Source organism: Streptomyces sp. 4F14 (genome assembly GCF_048159485.1).
Taxonomy (GTDB): Bacteria; Actinomycetota; Actinomycetes; order Streptomycetales; family Streptomycetaceae; genus Streptomyces.
The window spans coordinates 109,543-125,169 of the sequence record NZ_JBLRVY010000018.1 but is presented as its reverse complement, the minus strand read 5'-3'; the positions used below and the strand labels follow the sequence as shown (position 1 = coordinate 125,169).

General features: G+C 69.4%; 17 protein-coding genes. 3 read left to right on the top strand and 14 right to left on the bottom strand.

What is annotated here, in order from left to right; all coding sequences use genetic code 11:
* Positions 1-16 precede the first annotated feature (16 nt).
* Positions 17-541 carry a PadR family transcriptional regulator gene (locus ACLZOT_RS28870; protein ID WP_416972032.1) on the bottom strand — a complete coding sequence of 175 codons (525 nt, stop codon included), beginning with the start codon at positions 539-541 and terminating at the stop codon, positions 17-19.
* Between the two features lie 796 nt (positions 542-1,337).
* Here ACLZOT_RS28870 and ACLZOT_RS28865 point away from each other — a divergent pair.
* A complete protein-coding gene (locus ACLZOT_RS28865; protein WP_416972031.1) occupies positions 1,338-2,696 on the top strand; it encodes a VanZ family protein in 1,359 nt (452 codons plus the stop codon).
* A gap of 20 nt (positions 2,697-2,716) precedes the next feature.
* Here ACLZOT_RS28865 and ACLZOT_RS28860 read toward each other — a convergent pair whose 3' ends face one another.
* From ACLZOT_RS28860 to ACLZOT_RS28835, 6 genes are all read right to left on the bottom strand, one after another.
* Positions 2,717-4,036, bottom strand: coding sequence for an AI-2E family transporter (locus ACLZOT_RS28860; RefSeq protein ID WP_416972030.1), 1,320 nt, complete (start codon positions 4,034-4,036; stop codon positions 2,717-2,719).
* Between the two features lie 128 nt (positions 4,037-4,164).
* Positions 4,165-4,845 carry a transglycosylase SLT domain-containing protein gene (locus ACLZOT_RS28855; RefSeq protein ID WP_416972029.1) on the bottom strand — a complete coding sequence of 227 codons (681 nt, stop codon included), beginning with the start codon at positions 4,843-4,845 and terminating at the stop codon, positions 4,165-4,167.
* Positions 4,846-5,229: 384 nt separating this feature from the next.
* Positions 5,230-6,555: a PhoH family protein gene (locus ACLZOT_RS28850; RefSeq protein ID WP_416972028.1), complete on the bottom strand. Its 1,326-nt coding sequence runs from the start codon at positions 6,553-6,555 to the stop codon at positions 5,230-5,232.
* 313 nt (positions 6,556-6,868) lie between these two features.
* Positions 6,869-7,642, bottom strand: coding sequence for an isoprenyl transferase (locus ACLZOT_RS28845; protein ID WP_416972027.1), 774 nt, complete (start codon positions 7,640-7,642; stop codon positions 6,869-6,871).
* A gap of 537 nt (positions 7,643-8,179) precedes the next feature.
* Positions 8,180-8,965, bottom strand: a complete 786-nt coding sequence (locus ACLZOT_RS28840) for a class I SAM-dependent methyltransferase (RefSeq protein WP_416972026.1) — start codon at positions 8,963-8,965, stop codon at positions 8,180-8,182.
* A 43-nt stretch (positions 8,966-9,008) separates the two neighbouring features.
* Positions 9,009-9,848 (bottom strand): LLM class flavin-dependent oxidoreductase, encoded by an 840-nt coding sequence (locus ACLZOT_RS28835; protein WP_416972025.1) that lies wholly within the window; start codon positions 9,846-9,848, stop codon positions 9,009-9,011.
* Between the two features lie 62 nt (positions 9,849-9,910).
* On the opposite strand from ACLZOT_RS28835, the gene ACLZOT_RS28830 reads away from it, so the two are divergent.
* Together ACLZOT_RS28830 and ACLZOT_RS28825 are read left to right on the top strand one after the other, a co-directional pair.
* A complete protein-coding gene (locus ACLZOT_RS28830) occupies positions 9,911-10,273 on the top strand; it encodes a DUF192 domain-containing protein (RefSeq protein ID WP_416972024.1) in 363 nt (120 codons plus the stop codon).
* 25 nt (positions 10,274-10,298) lie between these two features.
* Entirely contained in the window at positions 10,299-10,535 is a 237-nt protein-coding gene (locus ACLZOT_RS28825; protein ID WP_416972023.1) for a hypothetical protein, read from the top strand.
* Between the two features lie 9 nt (positions 10,536-10,544).
* On the opposite strand, the gene ACLZOT_RS28820 is transcribed toward ACLZOT_RS28825, so the two are convergent.
* From ACLZOT_RS28820 to ACLZOT_RS28790, 7 genes are all read right to left on the bottom strand, one after another.
* On the bottom strand, positions 10,545-11,144 hold the full coding sequence (locus ACLZOT_RS28820; RefSeq protein WP_416972022.1) for an OmpA family protein: 600 nt from the start codon (positions 11,142-11,144) through the stop codon (positions 10,545-10,547).
* An 8-nt stretch (positions 11,145-11,152) separates the two neighbouring features.
* Positions 11,153-11,740, bottom strand: a complete 588-nt coding sequence (locus ACLZOT_RS28815) for a hypothetical protein (protein ID WP_416972021.1) — start codon at positions 11,738-11,740, stop codon at positions 11,153-11,155.
* A gap of 26 nt (positions 11,741-11,766) precedes the next feature.
* Complete coding sequence (locus ACLZOT_RS28810; protein WP_416972117.1) at positions 11,767-12,414, bottom strand: pilus assembly protein TadG-related protein; 648 nt, start codon at positions 12,412-12,414, stop codon at positions 11,767-11,769.
* A complete protein-coding gene (locus ACLZOT_RS28805; protein ID WP_416972020.1) occupies positions 12,411-12,578 on the bottom strand; it encodes a Flp family type IVb pilin in 168 nt (55 codons plus the stop codon). The genes ACLZOT_RS28810 and ACLZOT_RS28805 overlap by 4 nt, the downstream gene beginning before the upstream one ends.
* A gap of 121 nt (positions 12,579-12,699) precedes the next feature.
* On the bottom strand, positions 12,700-13,443 hold the full coding sequence (locus ACLZOT_RS28800; protein ID WP_416972019.1) for a response regulator: 744 nt from the start codon (positions 13,441-13,443) through the stop codon (positions 12,700-12,702).
* A 17-nt stretch (positions 13,444-13,460) separates the two neighbouring features.
* Positions 13,461-14,723 (bottom strand): sensor histidine kinase, encoded by a 1,263-nt coding sequence (locus ACLZOT_RS28795; RefSeq protein ID WP_416972018.1) that lies wholly within the window; start codon positions 14,721-14,723, stop codon positions 13,461-13,463.
* Positions 14,724-14,731: 8 nt separating this feature from the next.
* Entirely contained in the window at positions 14,732-15,619 is an 888-nt protein-coding gene (locus tag ACLZOT_RS28790) for a DUF5936 domain-containing protein (RefSeq protein WP_416972017.1), read from the bottom strand.
* Positions 15,620-15,627: the final 8 nt, after the last annotated feature.

Genomic DNA, 15,627 nt, shown 5'->3' with positions numbered 1-15,627 from the left:
AGGGTCAGTTGAGTGGTCATCGGGTCAGCGCCTCGCGGAGCTTCTCCAGGCGCGCGGCGGTGAGCTCCAGCCAGCGCAGGTCCGCTTCCAGGTGGAACAGGGCGTGGTCGCAGATGAGTTGGTCCGCGAGGTCGCCCTTGCGCTTGCGGTCGGTGAGGATGCGCATGCTGCGCAGGTGCTCCGAGCGCTGCATGTCGAGGATGTCGCCCGCGGCGCGGCCCGTCAGCAGCGCCAGCACGACCTTCGTGTACAGCGTCGACTGGAGATACGGCTCCGGCTTCTCCGGCGTCGCGAGCCACCGCTCGACATCGGTGATGCCGGCCCCGGTGATCGCGTACCGCTTCCGCTCCGGGCCGTCACCGGCCTCAATACCGTCGACCTCCACAAGGCCGTTCTTCAACAGCCGCGACATCGTCGAATAGACCTGGCCGTAGTGCAGCGGCCGATCATGACCGAACTTCTCGTCGAAGGCCCGCTTCAGGTCGTAACCGTGACGGGGCCCGGACTCCAGGAGACCCAGGAGGGTGTGACCGATGGACATGGGGAGGACTGTACATGCGGTGTATACGCGGTAGGTATACGCGGGGTGTGTAGCCCCTGACCTGGGCTTTGTTTCCGCAGGTCAGGGAGGATTGTCACGGCTTCGAAACAGGGTCACAGCAGAGGGGGCGGGCTCAGGAGCGCCCCAGGCCCCACGATGCAGCGCGGTGAATCCTTTCGGACAGCGGCCATCAGATTTGGACATCATTGGATCGACGCCCGAAATCGACGACTACCGCTCATGAGGTCCGTGATAAATTGCGACGCATCCATGATCATTTCAATTCTTTCGGATAACGAGGTTCAAGCCATGCAATCAGGTGCACGTGCGGCAATAGTCGGAGTAGCAGCGTTAGCGGCACTCGGCATTAATGCCGTACCCGCGTCCGCAGCCGGCGCCACTTCCTGCCCCAGCGATGGTCGCATTACTCAGTGGGACCGCTGCACCAGTCTTTCGAATGGTGTTCTGAGCGTGAGAACCCAGACCTCCGGAAACTATGTGACGGTAAACTACTACCGCACCGGCGGCAGTAGCCTCTCCGCTCGGCTCGGTTATGAGCGTTCCGGCTCCAGCGTTTACTCTGGATTCATCAATATGACCAGCGCGCCTTTCCATTACGAGCGGAGCTGGAACGTGAGCGCCAGCTGCTCGGCCTTTTATGGAAAGCTGGTCACCAGTGGGGGCACCACTTACATCACACCTCCGGCAGATCCGTGCTGATCTGACCGCTTGTATTCTGGCTGTGTAGCGCGGGACGCCTTGTGGGGTGTCTCGCGCTTCAGAATGAGGAAACACCTTGATTGACGCCGTTTTCCAAGGCCACTTCATGTTCTTGGCCCTGGCTGTATCGGTAACCGTGGCGGTGGGCCTCGGTTCTTATTTCTTTGTGGCCGGCAGAATGAGCCGGACGCAAGCTGTCTTCTATGCGCTGTGGGGGTCATCGACAGCTGGACCCGTCATGCTCACCTCGTGGTCGGGAAGCGGCGTGATGACGTACGAATGTGCCGTCAACACCGACGTTCTTGTGGCGTTCACCAGCACCCAGGGGCAGCTCAACGTCCTTCTGTTCGCTCCCTTCGGGCTGTTCGCCGCACTCGCGACCCGGCGTTCCCTCTTCGCCGTGGCTTCCGGGATTCTCTTCACGGTCACCATCGAGACCGCGCAGGCCACGGTTCCTTTCATCAGCCGCCTCTGTGACAGCGACGACTTGGTCGCCAACACTGCCGGCGCTCTCGCGGGAGCAGTCATCGGCCTGCTGATCAACCGCCGTATCCGCATCGGTCGCCCGATTCCCGGAGCATACGTACGACGCGCCGCGTTCGCCGGTGTCCCCGTCCTCGCCCTTGTCGGTGCCGCGTGGGTGATGGTCATCCATCCCACGCACGTGATGCAGCCCTCGAATGTGCCGACCGCGAGTTCCGTCCAGGCCCGCGCACTCGATGACGCTCTGGGAAAGGCTTTCGTTTCGGCTCCCGCGGTGAAGGGTGCCCTGTCCTTCGACAATGGCGACGGGACTGCGGTCGTCTCGATGCCACTCAAGGGCGGAGGGTACGCCGAGATTACCTGGCCCGACCGTGAACAGTTCACGGCTCACTTCACTCCCAGTTACCTCGGTGAGGGTGTCTACGCCTACGAGATTCCGGGGATCAGCCGCAGCGTCAACTCCGCGGACGGCGCCAGGAAGATCGCCGAGGAATACGCTGCCGGTTATGCGCCTTGGGCCATCGCGGGATCAAAGGTGAGCGTCCGTGCCATCGACGAGACCACGGACATCGGGTGGATGGTCGAGTGGCGCCGCTGGCGTGGTGACGTACTCATGCCCATGCGGCTGAACATCGCCATCGAGCCGTCCGGCCGCATGATCGACTTGATGGCACGCCACATCGAAGACCCGGAACTTCCAGAACCCCGGATCGACGAACGCAAGGCGTGGGAGATATTCGAGGCCGAGTACAAGCTCACACCGGGTCGAGGTGAGCGCGCGGAACCTGTTCATCTGGCTGAGCGCCGGGATGGTCGATGGCGCATCCACTGGCGCCTCTCCGCCCGCGACGGCAGCACGCAGCTCTCCGCGGTCGTGGACGCCACAGACGGCAGCATCCATCGTCCTGCCGCCACCGAGATCCCGAACGCCGAGCCGGTCCCGCAGCCGTAGAGCGCCTTCCCGCCGGCGCCTCACTCCTCGTCGGGCCTGAGGGGCGTATCCGTCACAGGCTCCAACTCCGCCTCCAGCTCCGCCTGTTCGCTCGCGTACCGCCGTAGATACCCCACCACCGTGTTCGTCACCGCCACCAGCGGTACGGCGACCACCGCGCCGCCGATGCCCGCGACCATTCCGCCCGCCGCGACCGAGAGGACGACCGCGAGGGGGTGGACGCTGACGGCGCGGCCGAGGATGAAGGGCTGGAGGATGTGGCCCTCGATCTGCTGGACGGCGAGGACGACGGCGAGGGTCATGACGGCCGTGAAGGGGCCCTGGGTCACCAGCGCGACGAGGACCGCCAGAGCGCCGGAGGCCACCGCGCCGACCAACGGGATGAAGGAGAAGAGGAAGATGAAGACGGCGAGGGGGACGGCCATCGGGACGTCGAGGAAGTAGATGCCGAGGCCGATGAAGATGGCGTCGATCAACGCGACGACGACCGTGCCGCGGACGTATGCCGTCAGGGTCGCCCATGCGCGCGGGCCCGCGCCGGCGACGCCCTCGCGGGCCGCGGCGGGGACCAGCTTGAGGGTCCACTCCCAGATGCGGCGGCCGTCGTAGAGCAGGAAGAGCGTGGAGAAGGCCGCTAGGAGGATGCCGGTCAGCAGCTCGACGATGACCGTCACGCCTTCGAGGCCGGCGGAGGTGATCTCGTCGGCGTTGTCGCCGACCGCCTCGCGGAGGTTCTTGGCGATCGCGTTGATCTGTTTGTCGGTGACGTGGAAGGGGCTGTCGAGGAGCCAGCGGCGCAGGTCGTCGATGCCGGACTGGATCTGGTTGGAGAGGTCGTCGATGTTCTCCATGACCTGCCAGGTGACGAACCACCCGAGCAGCCCGATGACGACGAAGCCGAGGACGGCGGTGAGGGCGGTCGCGAGCCCGCGCGGCACGCCCCGCCGCTTCAGCGCGGCGACGGCGGGCTCCAGCAGGGCGGTCAGCAGCAGCCCGATGACGAAGGCGAAGACGACGAGCTGGACCGCGCTGATGACCCGCATGAGGATCCACACGGTCCCGGCGAGCACCAGCAGCCGCCACCCGGCCTCGGCGGCGACCCGCACCCCCCAGGGGACGGCGGTCGCGGGGTCGGTACGGGGGACGGCCGGGCGGGGAGCCCGGCGAGGAGCCTGCTGGGGCGGGGCCTTCGGCTCCGGCGGCGAGGGGTCCGGCTTCGGCTTCGGCTCGTCCAGCACCCCGCCGTCCCGCTCGACCTCCGCGCGCCGCTCGTCGAGCCGCTCACCCATCTCGGACAGGCCCGCACCGAGCCTGCCGAGCCACCCTGGTACCCGCGACATGATCCGACCTCTTACCCCGTGTCTTCGCACCACTCCCTCCTTGGGAGTCGTCCGCACCCGACCGTACAGGGCAACAGCCCCTCCCTAAGGACCGGGAGGGGCTGAAGAAGGTTGAGAGATCGGTACGCCTAGTACCAGTTGTTCGCCTGCCAGAACGACCACGCGTCACAGGGGCTGCCGTAACGTTCGTTCATGTAGTTCAGGCCCCACTTGATCTGCGTCGCGGGGTTGGTCTGCCAGTCGGAGCCGACCGAGGACATCTTCGAGCCGGGGAGCGCCTGGAAGAGGCCGTAGGCGCCGGAGGAGGCGTTCACGGCGCGGTAGTTCCAGCTCGACTCGTGGTCGACGATGTTCGAGAAGCACTGCCACTGGCCGCCGGCGACCATCTGCCGGGCCATCGACTGGATCTCGGAGATCGAGTAGGAGCTCTGGATCGGGAAGTCGCCCTTGGCGGCCTTCGCCTTGGCCTCGGCTTCGGCCTTCGCCTTGGCCGCCTCCTCGGCGGCTTCCTTCTTGGCGATGGCGATCTCGGCGGCGGCCTTGCGGGCCGCCTCCTCGGCGCCCTTCTTCGCGCTCTCGTCCGCGGCCATGGCCTGGTAGGCGGCCTGCTGCGTCAGGGAGGCGGTCTGGACCTCGGCCTGCTGGCCCACGGGGATGTCCGCGAGGAGCAGGGCGTCGTCCGACGTCGTCTGTGCGTCGTTGTTCTGCTGCGCGGCGACGCTGCCCGAGGCAACGCCCACGACGCTTCCGACGGCGGTGACCGCGGTGGCCGAAGCCACTGCGAACCCCCGGACCGAGACCCGGCTCACACGGTTTCCTTCCAGCATCGCCCGCTTCGGTGACCCTGGCGGACGCGACGTGCCCCTGGCGCTGGCCTCCAACTACGGGGTCACGGGAAGCGCTGGCCCACCGGCGACCTCAAACAGGGGCCGCCTTGTGGTACTTGGGCGGCGTACGACGTCGTATGTGAAGTTTGGGGCGCCGTACCGCTGGGGGTACAGCTGTGTCGTACGCGGGGCCTGACAGAACCGAGACTCTGCCGTAACCAGCCGCCGATGACAATTCCGGGGTGGGTGTGAAAGCTCACATCGCCTGTGGGGCAAGGGATTTCGGCGAACCCTCCCGCACAGGGGCGCCGTCCCGCTAGGCTCTCGGCCTTTGCGGGACGGCGCCGAACTGCCGCCTGATCCGGGTCAGATGCTGCCGTCCTCCAGCATTTCGGTCACGAGCGCGGCGATCTGGGAGCGCTCGGAGCGGGTGAGGGTGACGTGCGCGAAGAGCGGGTGGCCCTTCAGCTTCTCCACCACGGCCACGACACCGTCGTACCGGCCCACCCGCAGGTTGTCGCGCTGGGCGACGTCATGGGTGAGGACGACCCGGGAGTTGGCGCCGATCCGGGACAGGACCGTCAGAAGGACGTTCCTCTCCAGGGACTGGGCCTCGTCGACGATGACGAACGCGTCGTGCAGGGAGCGGCCCCGGATGTGGGTCAGGGGGAGCACTTCGAGCATCCCGCGCGCGGTCACCTCCTCGATGACCTCGCGGCTCGTGACGGCCGACAGCGTGTCGAAGACGGCCTGCGCCCACGGGCTCATCTTCTCGGCCTCGGAGCCGGGCAGGTAGCCGAGTTCCTGGCCGCCGACCGCGTACAGCGGGCGGAAGACCATCACCTTCTTGTGCTGGCGGCGCTCCAGGACCGCTTCCAGGCCCGCGCACAGGGCGAGCGCGGACTTGCCGGTGCCGGCCCGGCCGCCCATCGAGACGATCCCGACGTCCGGGTCGAGGAGCAGGTCGAGCGCGATGCGCTGCTCGGCGCTGCGGCCCTTGATGCCGAACGCCTCGCGGTCGCCGCGGACGAGGCGGATGTTGCCCTCGGGGGTGACCCGGCCCAGCGCCTTGCCGCGCTCGGACTGGATCGTGAGGCCGGTGTGCACGGGGAGGTTCGCGGCCTCCGGGACGTACACGTGTCCTTCCTCGAAGAGGACGTCCACCTGGTCGCCCGGCAGGGTCAGTTCGGACATGCCGGTCCAGCCGGAGGAGTCCGTGATGGCGAGCTCGGCGCGGTACTCCTCGGCGAGGAGGCCGACCGAGGACGCCTTGATGCGCAGAGGCAGATCCTTCGAGACGACGGTGACGTCGTACCCCTCGGCCTGGAGGTTGCGTGCCACCGCCAGGATGCGGGTGTCGTTGTCCCCCAGCCGGTAGCCGCTCGGCAGGATGCTGGGGTCCGAGTGGTTGAGCTCGACACGGATCGAGCCGCCCAGTTCCCCGATCGGGATGGGCGCGTCCAGGCGGCCGAACTTCACCCGGTAGTCGTCCAGCTGGCGCAGGGCCTGCCGGGCGAAGTAGCCGAGCTCGGGATGGTGCCGCTTGGCCTCCAGTTCGGTGACGACGACGATCGGGAGCACGACTTCGTGCTCCTCGAAACGGGTCATCGCGGACGGGTCGGCCAGCAGGACGCTGGTGTCGAGAACATAGGTGCGCCGGTCGGACTTGTGGCGCTTTGTGCTGGTCACCACGGAAGGACGTACCCCCTCGGATGAGGTCGGGGAGCGACGGAGTGGAGCTGGACCGGTCCGAGACCCGTTTGCACGGGCCGGGGACCGGCCCTCCACTGCTTCGTCCGTGCCGTGACCGCACGGTCGGGCTGGTGCAAAGGGCCTCCCGGGCGGACGGCCCCGTGCCGTCCGCTGAGATCCGACACCCGTGGGTCGGGTGTCGACCTGCTTGGCTTATGCCCTCTAATTTGCGCCGTCATGCCACGGCAAAGCGCGGCGTCCTGGTGAACAGCTTGTTACGTGTGTGGTCCCCGCCGAGGTGACGGGCTCGCCCTCAGCCCCCGAAGCGGCGGTGGCGGGCCGCGTAGTCGCGCAGGGCGCGCAGGAAGTCGACCTTGCGGAAGGCGGGCCAGAACACGTCGCAGAAGTAGTACTCGGAGTGCGCGGTCTGCCACAGCATGAAACCGGACAGCCGCTGTTCCCCGCTGGTGCGGATCACGAGGTCCGGGTCGGGCTGGTCGCTCGTGTAGAGGTGGCGGCCGATCATGTCGATGTCCACGGACTCGGCGAGTTCGTCCATCGACACGCCCCTGTCCTGCGCGTCCTGGAGCATCGAGCGGACGGCGTCGGCGATCTCCTGGCGGCCGCCGTAGCCGATCGCGACGTTCACCAGTATCCCGTCGACGTCCTCGGTCGCCTGCTCCGCCTCTTTCAGCGTCAGCTGCATCTGGTCCGGCAGGAGGTCCTTCGTGCCGACGTGGTGGACCCGCCAGCGGCCGTCCGAGGCGAGCGTGCGCACGACGTCCTCGATGATGCCGAGGAGGGGGATCAGCTCCTCCTTCGGGCGGTCGAAGTTGTCCGTCGACAGGAGCCAGAACGTGACGACCTTCACATCCGTCTCGGCGCACCAGCCGAGGAACTCGGACATGTTGTCGGCGCCGGCGCGGTGGCCGTGGACCGTGGTCGAGCCCGACGCCTTCGCCCAGCGGCGGTTGCCGTCCATGATGACGCCGATGTGCTTGGGCACCTGGGTGTGGTCGAGATGGCCTTCCACCCGGCGTGCGTAGAGCCTGACCAGCAGGCCGCGCAGTTTGTCGCGCAGGATCACGTGATGTTCAGCCCCTCCTAAACGGCGGTCCCCGCAGGCGGGGAGCTTACCCCCAGGGGGAGTTGGGGCGCCTAATCCGGGGTAGGGATCTCTGTTTGTGCGGAGGCCGGTTCGGGCGGGGGTCCGGCGGGCAATAAAACGGGCCGGTCCGTGGGGGGGATACGGACCGGCCCGAGGGGGGGTTTCCACCATAACCCTTCGTGAGGGATGTCGTGCACATCGACGCCGAATTATTACTCTCCGGAGTCGCGCGACGACGCCGATCCGGGGGTGGAAGCCCTGTTCGTGGGGGTTTCGTGGCCAGAAAACGCGGGCGTACGGGGGTCCCTCGCACGGGGGAACGCGGCGCGCGGCGTCTCCTTGACGAAGGCGTCACCGCGCAGCCCCCTCCGCTGCGCGGTAACGCCCACGCAGCTTTGCTTGCGCGAATTGCCGACGCTGAATCTACGTGATGCCGGGGGCTCCGGGCACTCGTTCGCGATAACGATGTGGAAACCCTGTGGAGATCGGGGAGGATCGGCGACGATTCTTGGCCATTTATCCGGCGACCGGCCGCCGGGCCTCGATCAGGTGCCGCGCGCTGTACGCCACGAAGGGTCCCCCGGCGGTGATACGGCGGTGCAGCGCCCTCAGTTCCGTCTCGTACCGGGCCGCCGTGAAGCCGGGGACCATCCACACCACCTTGCGCAGGAAATGGACGACCGCGCCGATGTCGTAGAACTCCATGCGCGGGCGTTCCACCCTCAGGCCGACGATCTCCAGGCCCGCCTTCCGCGCCGCCTCCGCCTCGGCCTCCGGGTGCCGGTCGCGGCTCACCTCCTCCGGGAGCGGCCCGAGGAACTCCTCCACCAGCTCGAACGCGCTGCGGTGGCCCACGTGTTGGGCGAAGTAGGTGCCGCCCGGGGTGAGGACGCGGGCGATCTCCGGCCAGGGCGGACGGATCGGGTGGCGACTGGAGACGAGGTCGAACACGGCGTCGGGGAAGGGAAGTTCGCCGTCCTCCCCAGGCCGCGCGACCACCACGCCCCGGGGGCGCAGGAGTTGGGCCGCCCGCGCCGCGTTCGGGGGCCACGCCTCCGTCGCCGCCAGCACGCGGGGCGGGGTGGCCGTACGGGACAGCGCGAACTCCAGGACCTCCCCTCCCCCGGTGTCCACGTCCAGGGCGGCGTCCGCGCCGTCCAGGCGGGCGGCGAGGGAGACGGCGTAGGCCCAGGAGGGCCGCGCTTCCGTGGCACGGCCCTCGAACCAGGAGAAGTCCCAGCCGTCGGTGGGGGCGGCCTCGGCTTCGGCCACGAGGGACTCGTAGGTGGGATCGTCGGTCATGCGGGGATGGTGGCAAGGAGGCGGGTGGGGGCGCCGCTCATTTTCAGGGGAGCAGCGGGCGGACCTCCCGCGCCGTGAACCTCAGGAACCCCTCCGGGTCGGGTTCGTCGGGCGTCGGGAGGAGGACGACGCTGTCCGCGCCGGCCTCGGCGTACCGGCGGACCTCCGCCGCGATCGTCTCCGCGTCCCCGGCGACGCCGACCCCCGACAGGTTCTGCTTCTCCAGCTCGCGGGCCAGGCGCGGGGCCGCGTCCGCGCCGGTCGCGGCGAAGACGTACACGACGACGCGGTGCGGGGTCTGCGCGGCGGCGCGGATCTCCCGTACGCGGTCCGGAGTCGCCGACTCGTTCAGGACGGTGCCGTCCGCGATCCGGCCCGCGAGGCGCAGGGTGCGGGGGCCGATGCCGCCCACCAGGACCTCGGCGGGGGTCTGCGGGGGCCAGTCGAGGGCGACGTCGTCCAGGGAGACGTACGCGCCCTTGGTGGTGACGCGTTCGCCGGCCAGGAGGGCGCGCAGGGCGTTCGTGTACTCCGTCAGGAGCGTCAGCGGGGAGTCCGGGCGGGCGCCGACCTGGGCCATCCAGTCCTGGACGCCGTGGCCGACCGCGAGCGACAGGCGGCCCGGGAACATGCGGTGCAGGGCCGCCGTCTCCATCGCCGTCAGGGCGACGTTCCTGAGGGGGACCGGGAGGAGGCCCACGCCGATGCGTACGCGGTCGGTCCAGGCCAGCGCGGCCGACGCGGCGGTCAGGCCGCCCTGGAGGAAGCAGTCCTCCCACAGCCAGAGTTCGTCCAGTCCCGCGTCGTCGGCTGCCCGCACCGCCGACTTCAGGGCTTCCGGCGGGAGTTGAGGGCGGAGGATGGCACCGAGGCTGATCGTCATGGGGACTTACTATCCACGGGGGCGGGTGGCTACAACTCCTTATCCTGATCGGGAGGTGCGTTGTGGGGCGGTGGCGGGACGGGCGTGGGGTGCTGGTCGTGCACGGGCCGTCTCCGACGGAGGTGCCGTTGGAGATCGCCGCCTCCTACCGGGCCCGCGCGAAAGGGCTGTTGGGGCGATCCTCCGTCGAAGGAGCCCTGCTGCTGTCGCCGGCCTCCGGGATCCATACGTTCCGGATGCGAATGGCCATCGATGTGGCCTATCTGTCCCGGGACTTGAAGGTGCTGGCCGTGCGGACGATGGTCCCGGGGCGGCTGGGGCTGCCCCGGGTGCGGGCCCGGCATGTGCTGGAGGCGGAGGCGGGGGCCATGGCGGGGTGGGGGGTCGTGGCGGGGGTGCGGGTGGAGGTGGTGGGCGTGTCCTGAAGGGCTCCGGCTCGTTGTCCGGCGCATGAAGAAGATCGTTCTCGCGGTTCTGCCGCTCGCCGCCCTTGCCCTGACCGCTGTGCCGGCCCATGCCGACAACGACTCCGATTTCGGTGGGGGTGTGAACGCCGCCGACAACTGGAACTTCAGCGCCGGCGCCGTCTGTCTCCAGGAGGTCGCCGTCGTGCCCGTCGTCGGGGACTGGGTCGGCGACCATGTCAACAACTGCTCCAACGGGAACGTCATCGACCACTCCAAGTAGGCGGGACCGTCAGCCCTCCCTCGGGAACGTGATCTCCACGCGGCGGTTCTTCTTGCGGCCCGCTTCCGACGCGTTGTCCGCGATGGGGTACTGCTCGCCGTAGCCGCGGACGTCGAACGTCAGGTTCGGGTCGTTCAACTCGTCGTCCAGGACCGCCTGTACGGCGTTCGCGCGCTGGCGGGACAGGACGTCGCCGTGGGCGGAGGAGCCCAGGTCGTCGGTGAAGCCGAAGACTCTGATGCGGGTCGCGTTCTGTTTCTTGATCTCCGCCGCGATCGCCGCGATGCGGGAGCGGGAGGTGGGGGTGATCTTCGAGCTGTCCTTGCCGAAGAGGACCTCCGCCTGGAGGGCGAACTTCACGTCCGCGTTCGTGTCCTCCCTGCGTTCGTCGCCGGTCTGGTCCTCGACGACCTGCTTGATGTCGAGGACCTTGGGGGTGGCGAGGGTGCCGCCCTGCGGGAGCTTCAGGTCGGGGTCGTTGGGGTCGACCTGGACGGGGGCGGAGGCGGAGGGTTCGGTGCCCGGGGGGACGCTGGGGGCGTCGTCCGCGTGGGCGGGGGTGGTGAGGGTGAGGAGGAGGGTGGCGGTGAGGGTGAGCGTGTGTTTCATCGGCGGCCTCACCCGGAGATGCCGATCGTGGCGGTGGGGAACATGGGGAGCTGGAAGGCGACTTCGGTGGTGGTGGCCGGGGGCGCGGGGAACTGCATGAAGACCGGGAAGGACTCGCCGGACTTCAGCGCGGGGAGGTTGGTGGTGGTCAGGGGGCGCCCCTCGGTGTCGCGCAGGACGTAGTAGCGCTTCTTGCCCTTGGCGTCGACGAGGGTGGCTCCGCCGAGCGAGCTGCCGTTGCGGATGATCTCGGTCTCGTTCCCGCTGACCTGGGCGGGTACGTTCACCGCCTCACCGCCCTCGTTCTTCATCGCCCCGTTCACCGTGACGAAGCCCCCGGAGTCCCGTACGGCGCCGGTGATCTGGAGCAACAGGCCGTCCGGGCCCTTGAGTTCGGCCAACGGCTGCTCCGACTTCCCTTCCTGCGCGCTCGGCTGGGACCCGTCGCTCGACCGCCCTGCGGACGGCTTGCTCTCGGCCTTGTCGCCGTCGTCTCCCCCGCCACCGCCGCATCCGGCCACGCCGAGGGCCAGACCGGCCGCAACGGTCAGCGCGACCATCCCCCTGCGGGCCTTCGTCGTGAACCGCATGCTCATGCCTCTGCTTCCTTCGTGGTTGTCTCTCACGCGGCCAGGTGGACGTCGAAGAGGTCCTGCGGTTCCGGCAGGTGGAGGTTCTGCGGGTCCAGGGTCCACGTGCCGCCGTCGCAGTCGAGGACGGGAAGCTGGACGGGAGGTGTCTCGCCGTCCCCCGGCTCCTCGCCGCCCTCGTCCCCCGTGGGTGTGGGGGTAGGGGTGGGGGTGGGACTGGGAAGCGGGTCGAAGGTGCACAGCGACTCGATCTCGGCCGTGGCGCGGGCCCTCGAGTGCTGATCCTCCGTACCGGGGACGATCGAGTCACCGACGGACTCCTTCGTCCTCGCCTCGACCGTGTACCGCATGATGCCGGGGTTGCAGGTCGCCGTGGCCTCGTTCGCCTCCGCGAGCTGGTACGCGCGCCAGCAGTCGTTGCCCGCGCCGACGCCGTCGAAGATGTCGTCCCACTTCGTGGGGTCGAGGACATCGGCCACCCAGTCACCGGCGAGCTGGTCCCGTGTCTCCTGCGCCGCGGCCAGCGCTGCGGCGTCGGCGGCGGCCTGCGCGTCGCCTCTGTTCACCCCGGCCTGGCCGACCGCGAGATACGCGAACGCCAGAAAGAGCAGGCCCGCCACCACCGTGATGTAGATGGGGAAAGCCTGCCCCGCGTCACCTCGTCTACGGGCCGGTGTCAGGCTCCCGTGACCTTGGTGATCTGGTTCTTGATGGCGGTGAGGATCGTCTGCCCGATGTCCGTGCCGGTGATCGCGAGCACGATCGCCACGACCACCGCGATGATCCCGAGATACTCCACCGCGGTCTGGCCCACGTCGTACCGCAGTCTCCGCAGTCTGTTCATCGCCCTGTCCTCCGGTAGCCGCGCCGCTCTCTCCGCGTTCGGCGGAAGCGTAGGCGACGGGGCAAGAGGAGGGGGAGGGTCCGGGGGCCCAAATGTGGGCCCAAGAAAGGGAACGCATCGCTCAGCTCACCCCCCGCACCGGCGGCGGCGCCGTGCCGAGCCACTTCGCCGTGGCCTCGGCCCGGCTCGTGCTGTGCAGCTTCGCGAAGATCCGGTTGATGTGGTTCTTGACGGTCTTCTCGCTGATGAAGCAGGACACGGCGATCTGCTGGTTCGACATGCCGGACGCGATGAGGTCCATGATCTCCGCCTCCCTCGCACTCAGACGATGCCGCTCCCGGCCTGAAGCAGACTGTCCCACAAGTGGTTGCACTCGCGAAAGCACTTTGCTGAAAGTGCCTGGATAATGGGCAGTTGGGAGATCGATGCTGTGTGCAGTCGCATCTTCACGGGAGGTCCCCCAGAGCCCCTCCAGCACCGCGGTGGCCGCGGTGGGCGTCAAGTGCGCCCGCCCCCGCACGACGTCCCGCACGGCCCGCACCAACTCCTCGACCCCGAACTCCCCGTGCACGAGATACCCCCGCGCCCCGAGCCGCAGCGCTTCCCGCACGGTCGCCGACTCCCCGCTGTACGTCAGCATGAGGACGGCGCAGAGCCGCACCAGCCGGGGCAGCGCGGCGAGCCCGTCGACCTCGGGCATCCGGACGTCGAGGAGGACGACGTCGGGCCGGTGGCGCTCGGCGAGTTCGTACGCCTCGCGCCCGTTCACGGCCTGCGCGACGACGTCCATGCCGCCGGGCCCGCCGAGCAGCGCGGCGAGGCCCGCGCGGACCACGGGATTGTCGTCGGCCACGAGAACCTTCATCCGCCGCTCCCTTTCCGTCACGCCGCCCTCTTCTCGGACTGTCCCACCCTGGGCGGGAGTTGAAGCTCCACGCTGACCTCGGTGCCGCGCCCGCCCCGCCCGATCCGCAGCCGCGCCCCGAGGGCCGAGGCCCGCTCGCTCATCCCGAGCAGCCCGAAGTGCCCGGCCCGGCGCAGCGCGTCGAGGCTGGTGCCGGGCGGCAGCCCCGTGCCGTCGTCGTGGACGGTGACACGCAGGACGTCCCCGTGCACCCCGGCACTGACCTCGACCCGGCTCGCCCGGGCGTGCCGGTGCGCGTTGTCGAGGGCCTCGGCGGCGATGGTCAGCAACTCCCGTGCCACGAAGGGCGGTACGGGTACGGCGCTGCGCTCACCGGTCGCGCGGTAGGTCGTCGGCAGCCCGGTGCGGGACGCGAAGTCCGTCGTCCGCACGGCCAGTTCGTCGAGTACGTCCATCTCATCGCCGTCCTCGCTCTCCCCGCCCCGCAGGTCGGTCAGCAGTTCCCGTGACTCGCCCGCCGCGCGCCGGGCCGCCCCGGCGATCGACTCGGCCTGTTCGCGGACGCGTTGGTCGGCGCCGGCCGCGAGCGCCTCGGCGGCGAGGGCCATGCCGTACAGGGACTTGGCGAGCGAGTCGTGCATCTCCCGGGCCAGTCGGTCGCGTTCGGCGGTGACGGCCTCGGCGGCGGCGAGGCGGGCGCGGGTCTCGGCGAGGGCCTCGGTGGCCTCGCCGAACCTCAGCATCAGTCCGCGCAGGGCGGATCCGAGGGCGCCGGTGATGACGCAGAAGCCGGGGAGCAGGAGCCGTTCGGCGACCGATGCGCCGGAGCGCGCCTCCAGCGTCGTGTGGACGATGAGCAGGATGACCCCTTGCAGGGAGGCGAAGCAGGCGGCGCCGCGCCAGCCGTAGGCGATTCCGGCGAGCAGGGGGGTGCAGACGCTGACGTAGGCGAGGGTCGTGTCGGGGCCGGCGGAGACGAGGAGGAGCGAGCCGAGGAGGGTGTCGGCCGCGAGGAGGCTGGGGTGCCTCAGGAGCAGCGGGCCGAAGCGTTCCCAGTCGCGCAGGAGGGCGTACGACACCATGAAGGTGACGACGACGGCGGTGCCGACGAGGCGGACGCCCACGCCGGGTGAGGCGTTGAGGAGGGCGGAGGGGGCGGCCAGGGCGATCATCGCGAGCCGGAAGCCGAAGACCTGCCGGGACAGGGCCTGGAGGGCGTTGACCTGGAGGGCGAGGGGCGCCACCGGACGCGGCACCCCCTTCCGCCTCGACACCCCCATGCCGCCCCCTACTTCCCCGTGATCGTGCCGAAGTCGGTGCCCGACCCCAGCAGCAGGCCGGCGCCGAGCAGCAGCATCGTCGCCGGGACCATGAACGTGGTGATCATCAGCGTCGCCCGGGGGACCGCGCGGGCGGCCTTGCGGCGGGCGTTCTGGGCGTCCGTGCGGCGCATGTCCTTGGCGATGGCGACCAGCGTGTCGACGATGGGGGCGCCGAGCTCCTCGCCCTGCTGCAACGCCGTGACGAACATGGCGACCTGCTCGGAGTCGTTGCGGCGGCGCAGTTCCGCGAAGGCTTCGCGGCGGCTCATGCCCAGGTCCATCTGGCGCAGGGTGATGCGGATCTCGTCGGCCCAGGGACCCTCGTAGCGGCTGGCGACGCGGTCGAGGGCCTGCCGGAAGCCGAGGCCCGCGCTGACGACGACGGCGAGGACGTCGAGGAAGTCGGGCAGGGTGCGTTCGATGACGTCCTTGCGGACACGGATCGCGGACCAGATGCCGACCTCGGTCCACACGGCGCCGAAGGCGAGCATCAGCAGCGCGATGAGGGGGTTCCCGCGGAGGAAGAAGATCAGCGCCCCTACGGCGCCCAGGGTGCCGTAGACGGCGCGGCGGGCGGCGTAGCGGTCGATGGTGAGGCCGCCGGGGTTGCCGGCGAGGTCGATGCGGCGGCGGTACTTGGCGACCAGGCGGGGGCCCATGAGGCGCAGGACGGCGGGCGCGTACCGCATGCCCATGCGGTCGACCAGCGAGTCCACCGCGCCTGTTCGGGTCGCGCCGACCTCCAGGGCCAGCGCGAGGTCGGGGGGCAGTTTGACGTCCGCGCGGTACATGCGGATGCCGGTGAAGGCGCCCCACACGGAGGCCGCCATCAGGAACGCGAGCAGCAGAGCCATGTCCAACT

Coding starts and splice junctions, on each gene's coding strand:
- ACLZOT_RS28870 (WP_416972032.1), bottom strand. CDS start 541: ATGTCCATCGGTCACACCCTCCTGGGTCTCCTGGAGTCCGGGCCCCGT.
- ACLZOT_RS28860 (WP_416972030.1), bottom strand. CDS start 4,036: ATGTCGCGGGTACCAGGGTGGCTCGGCAGGCTCGGTGCGGGCCTGTCC.
- ACLZOT_RS28840 (WP_416972026.1), bottom strand. CDS start 8,965: ATGACCGACGATCCCACCTACGAGTCCCTCGTGGCCGAAGCCGAGGCC.
- ACLZOT_RS28835 (WP_416972025.1), bottom strand. CDS start 9,848: ATGACGATCAGCCTCGGTGCCATCCTCCGCCCTCAACTCCCGCCGGAA.
- ACLZOT_RS28825 (WP_416972023.1), top strand. CDS start 10,299: ATGAAGAAGATCGTTCTCGCGGTTCTGCCGCTCGCCGCCCTTGCCCTG.
- ACLZOT_RS28820 (WP_416972022.1), bottom strand. CDS start 11,144: ATGAAACACACGCTCACCCTCACCGCCACCCTCCTCCTCACCCTCACC.
- ACLZOT_RS28815 (WP_416972021.1), bottom strand. CDS start 11,740: ATGAGCATGCGGTTCACGACGAAGGCCCGCAGGGGGATGGTCGCGCTG.
- ACLZOT_RS28805 (WP_416972020.1), bottom strand. CDS start 12,578: ATGAACAGACTGCGGAGACTGCGGTACGACGTGGGCCAGACCGCGGTG.
- ACLZOT_RS28800 (WP_416972019.1), bottom strand. CDS start 13,443: ATGAAGGTTCTCGTGGCCGACGACAATCCCGTGGTCCGCGCGGGCCTC.
- ACLZOT_RS28795 (WP_416972018.1), bottom strand. CDS start 14,723: ATGGGGGTGTCGAGGCGGAAGGGGGTGCCGCGTCCGGTGGCGCCCCTC.
- ACLZOT_RS28790 (WP_416972017.1), bottom strand. CDS start 15,619: ATGGCTCTGCTGCTCGCGTTCCTGATGGCGGCCTCCGTGTGGGGCGCC.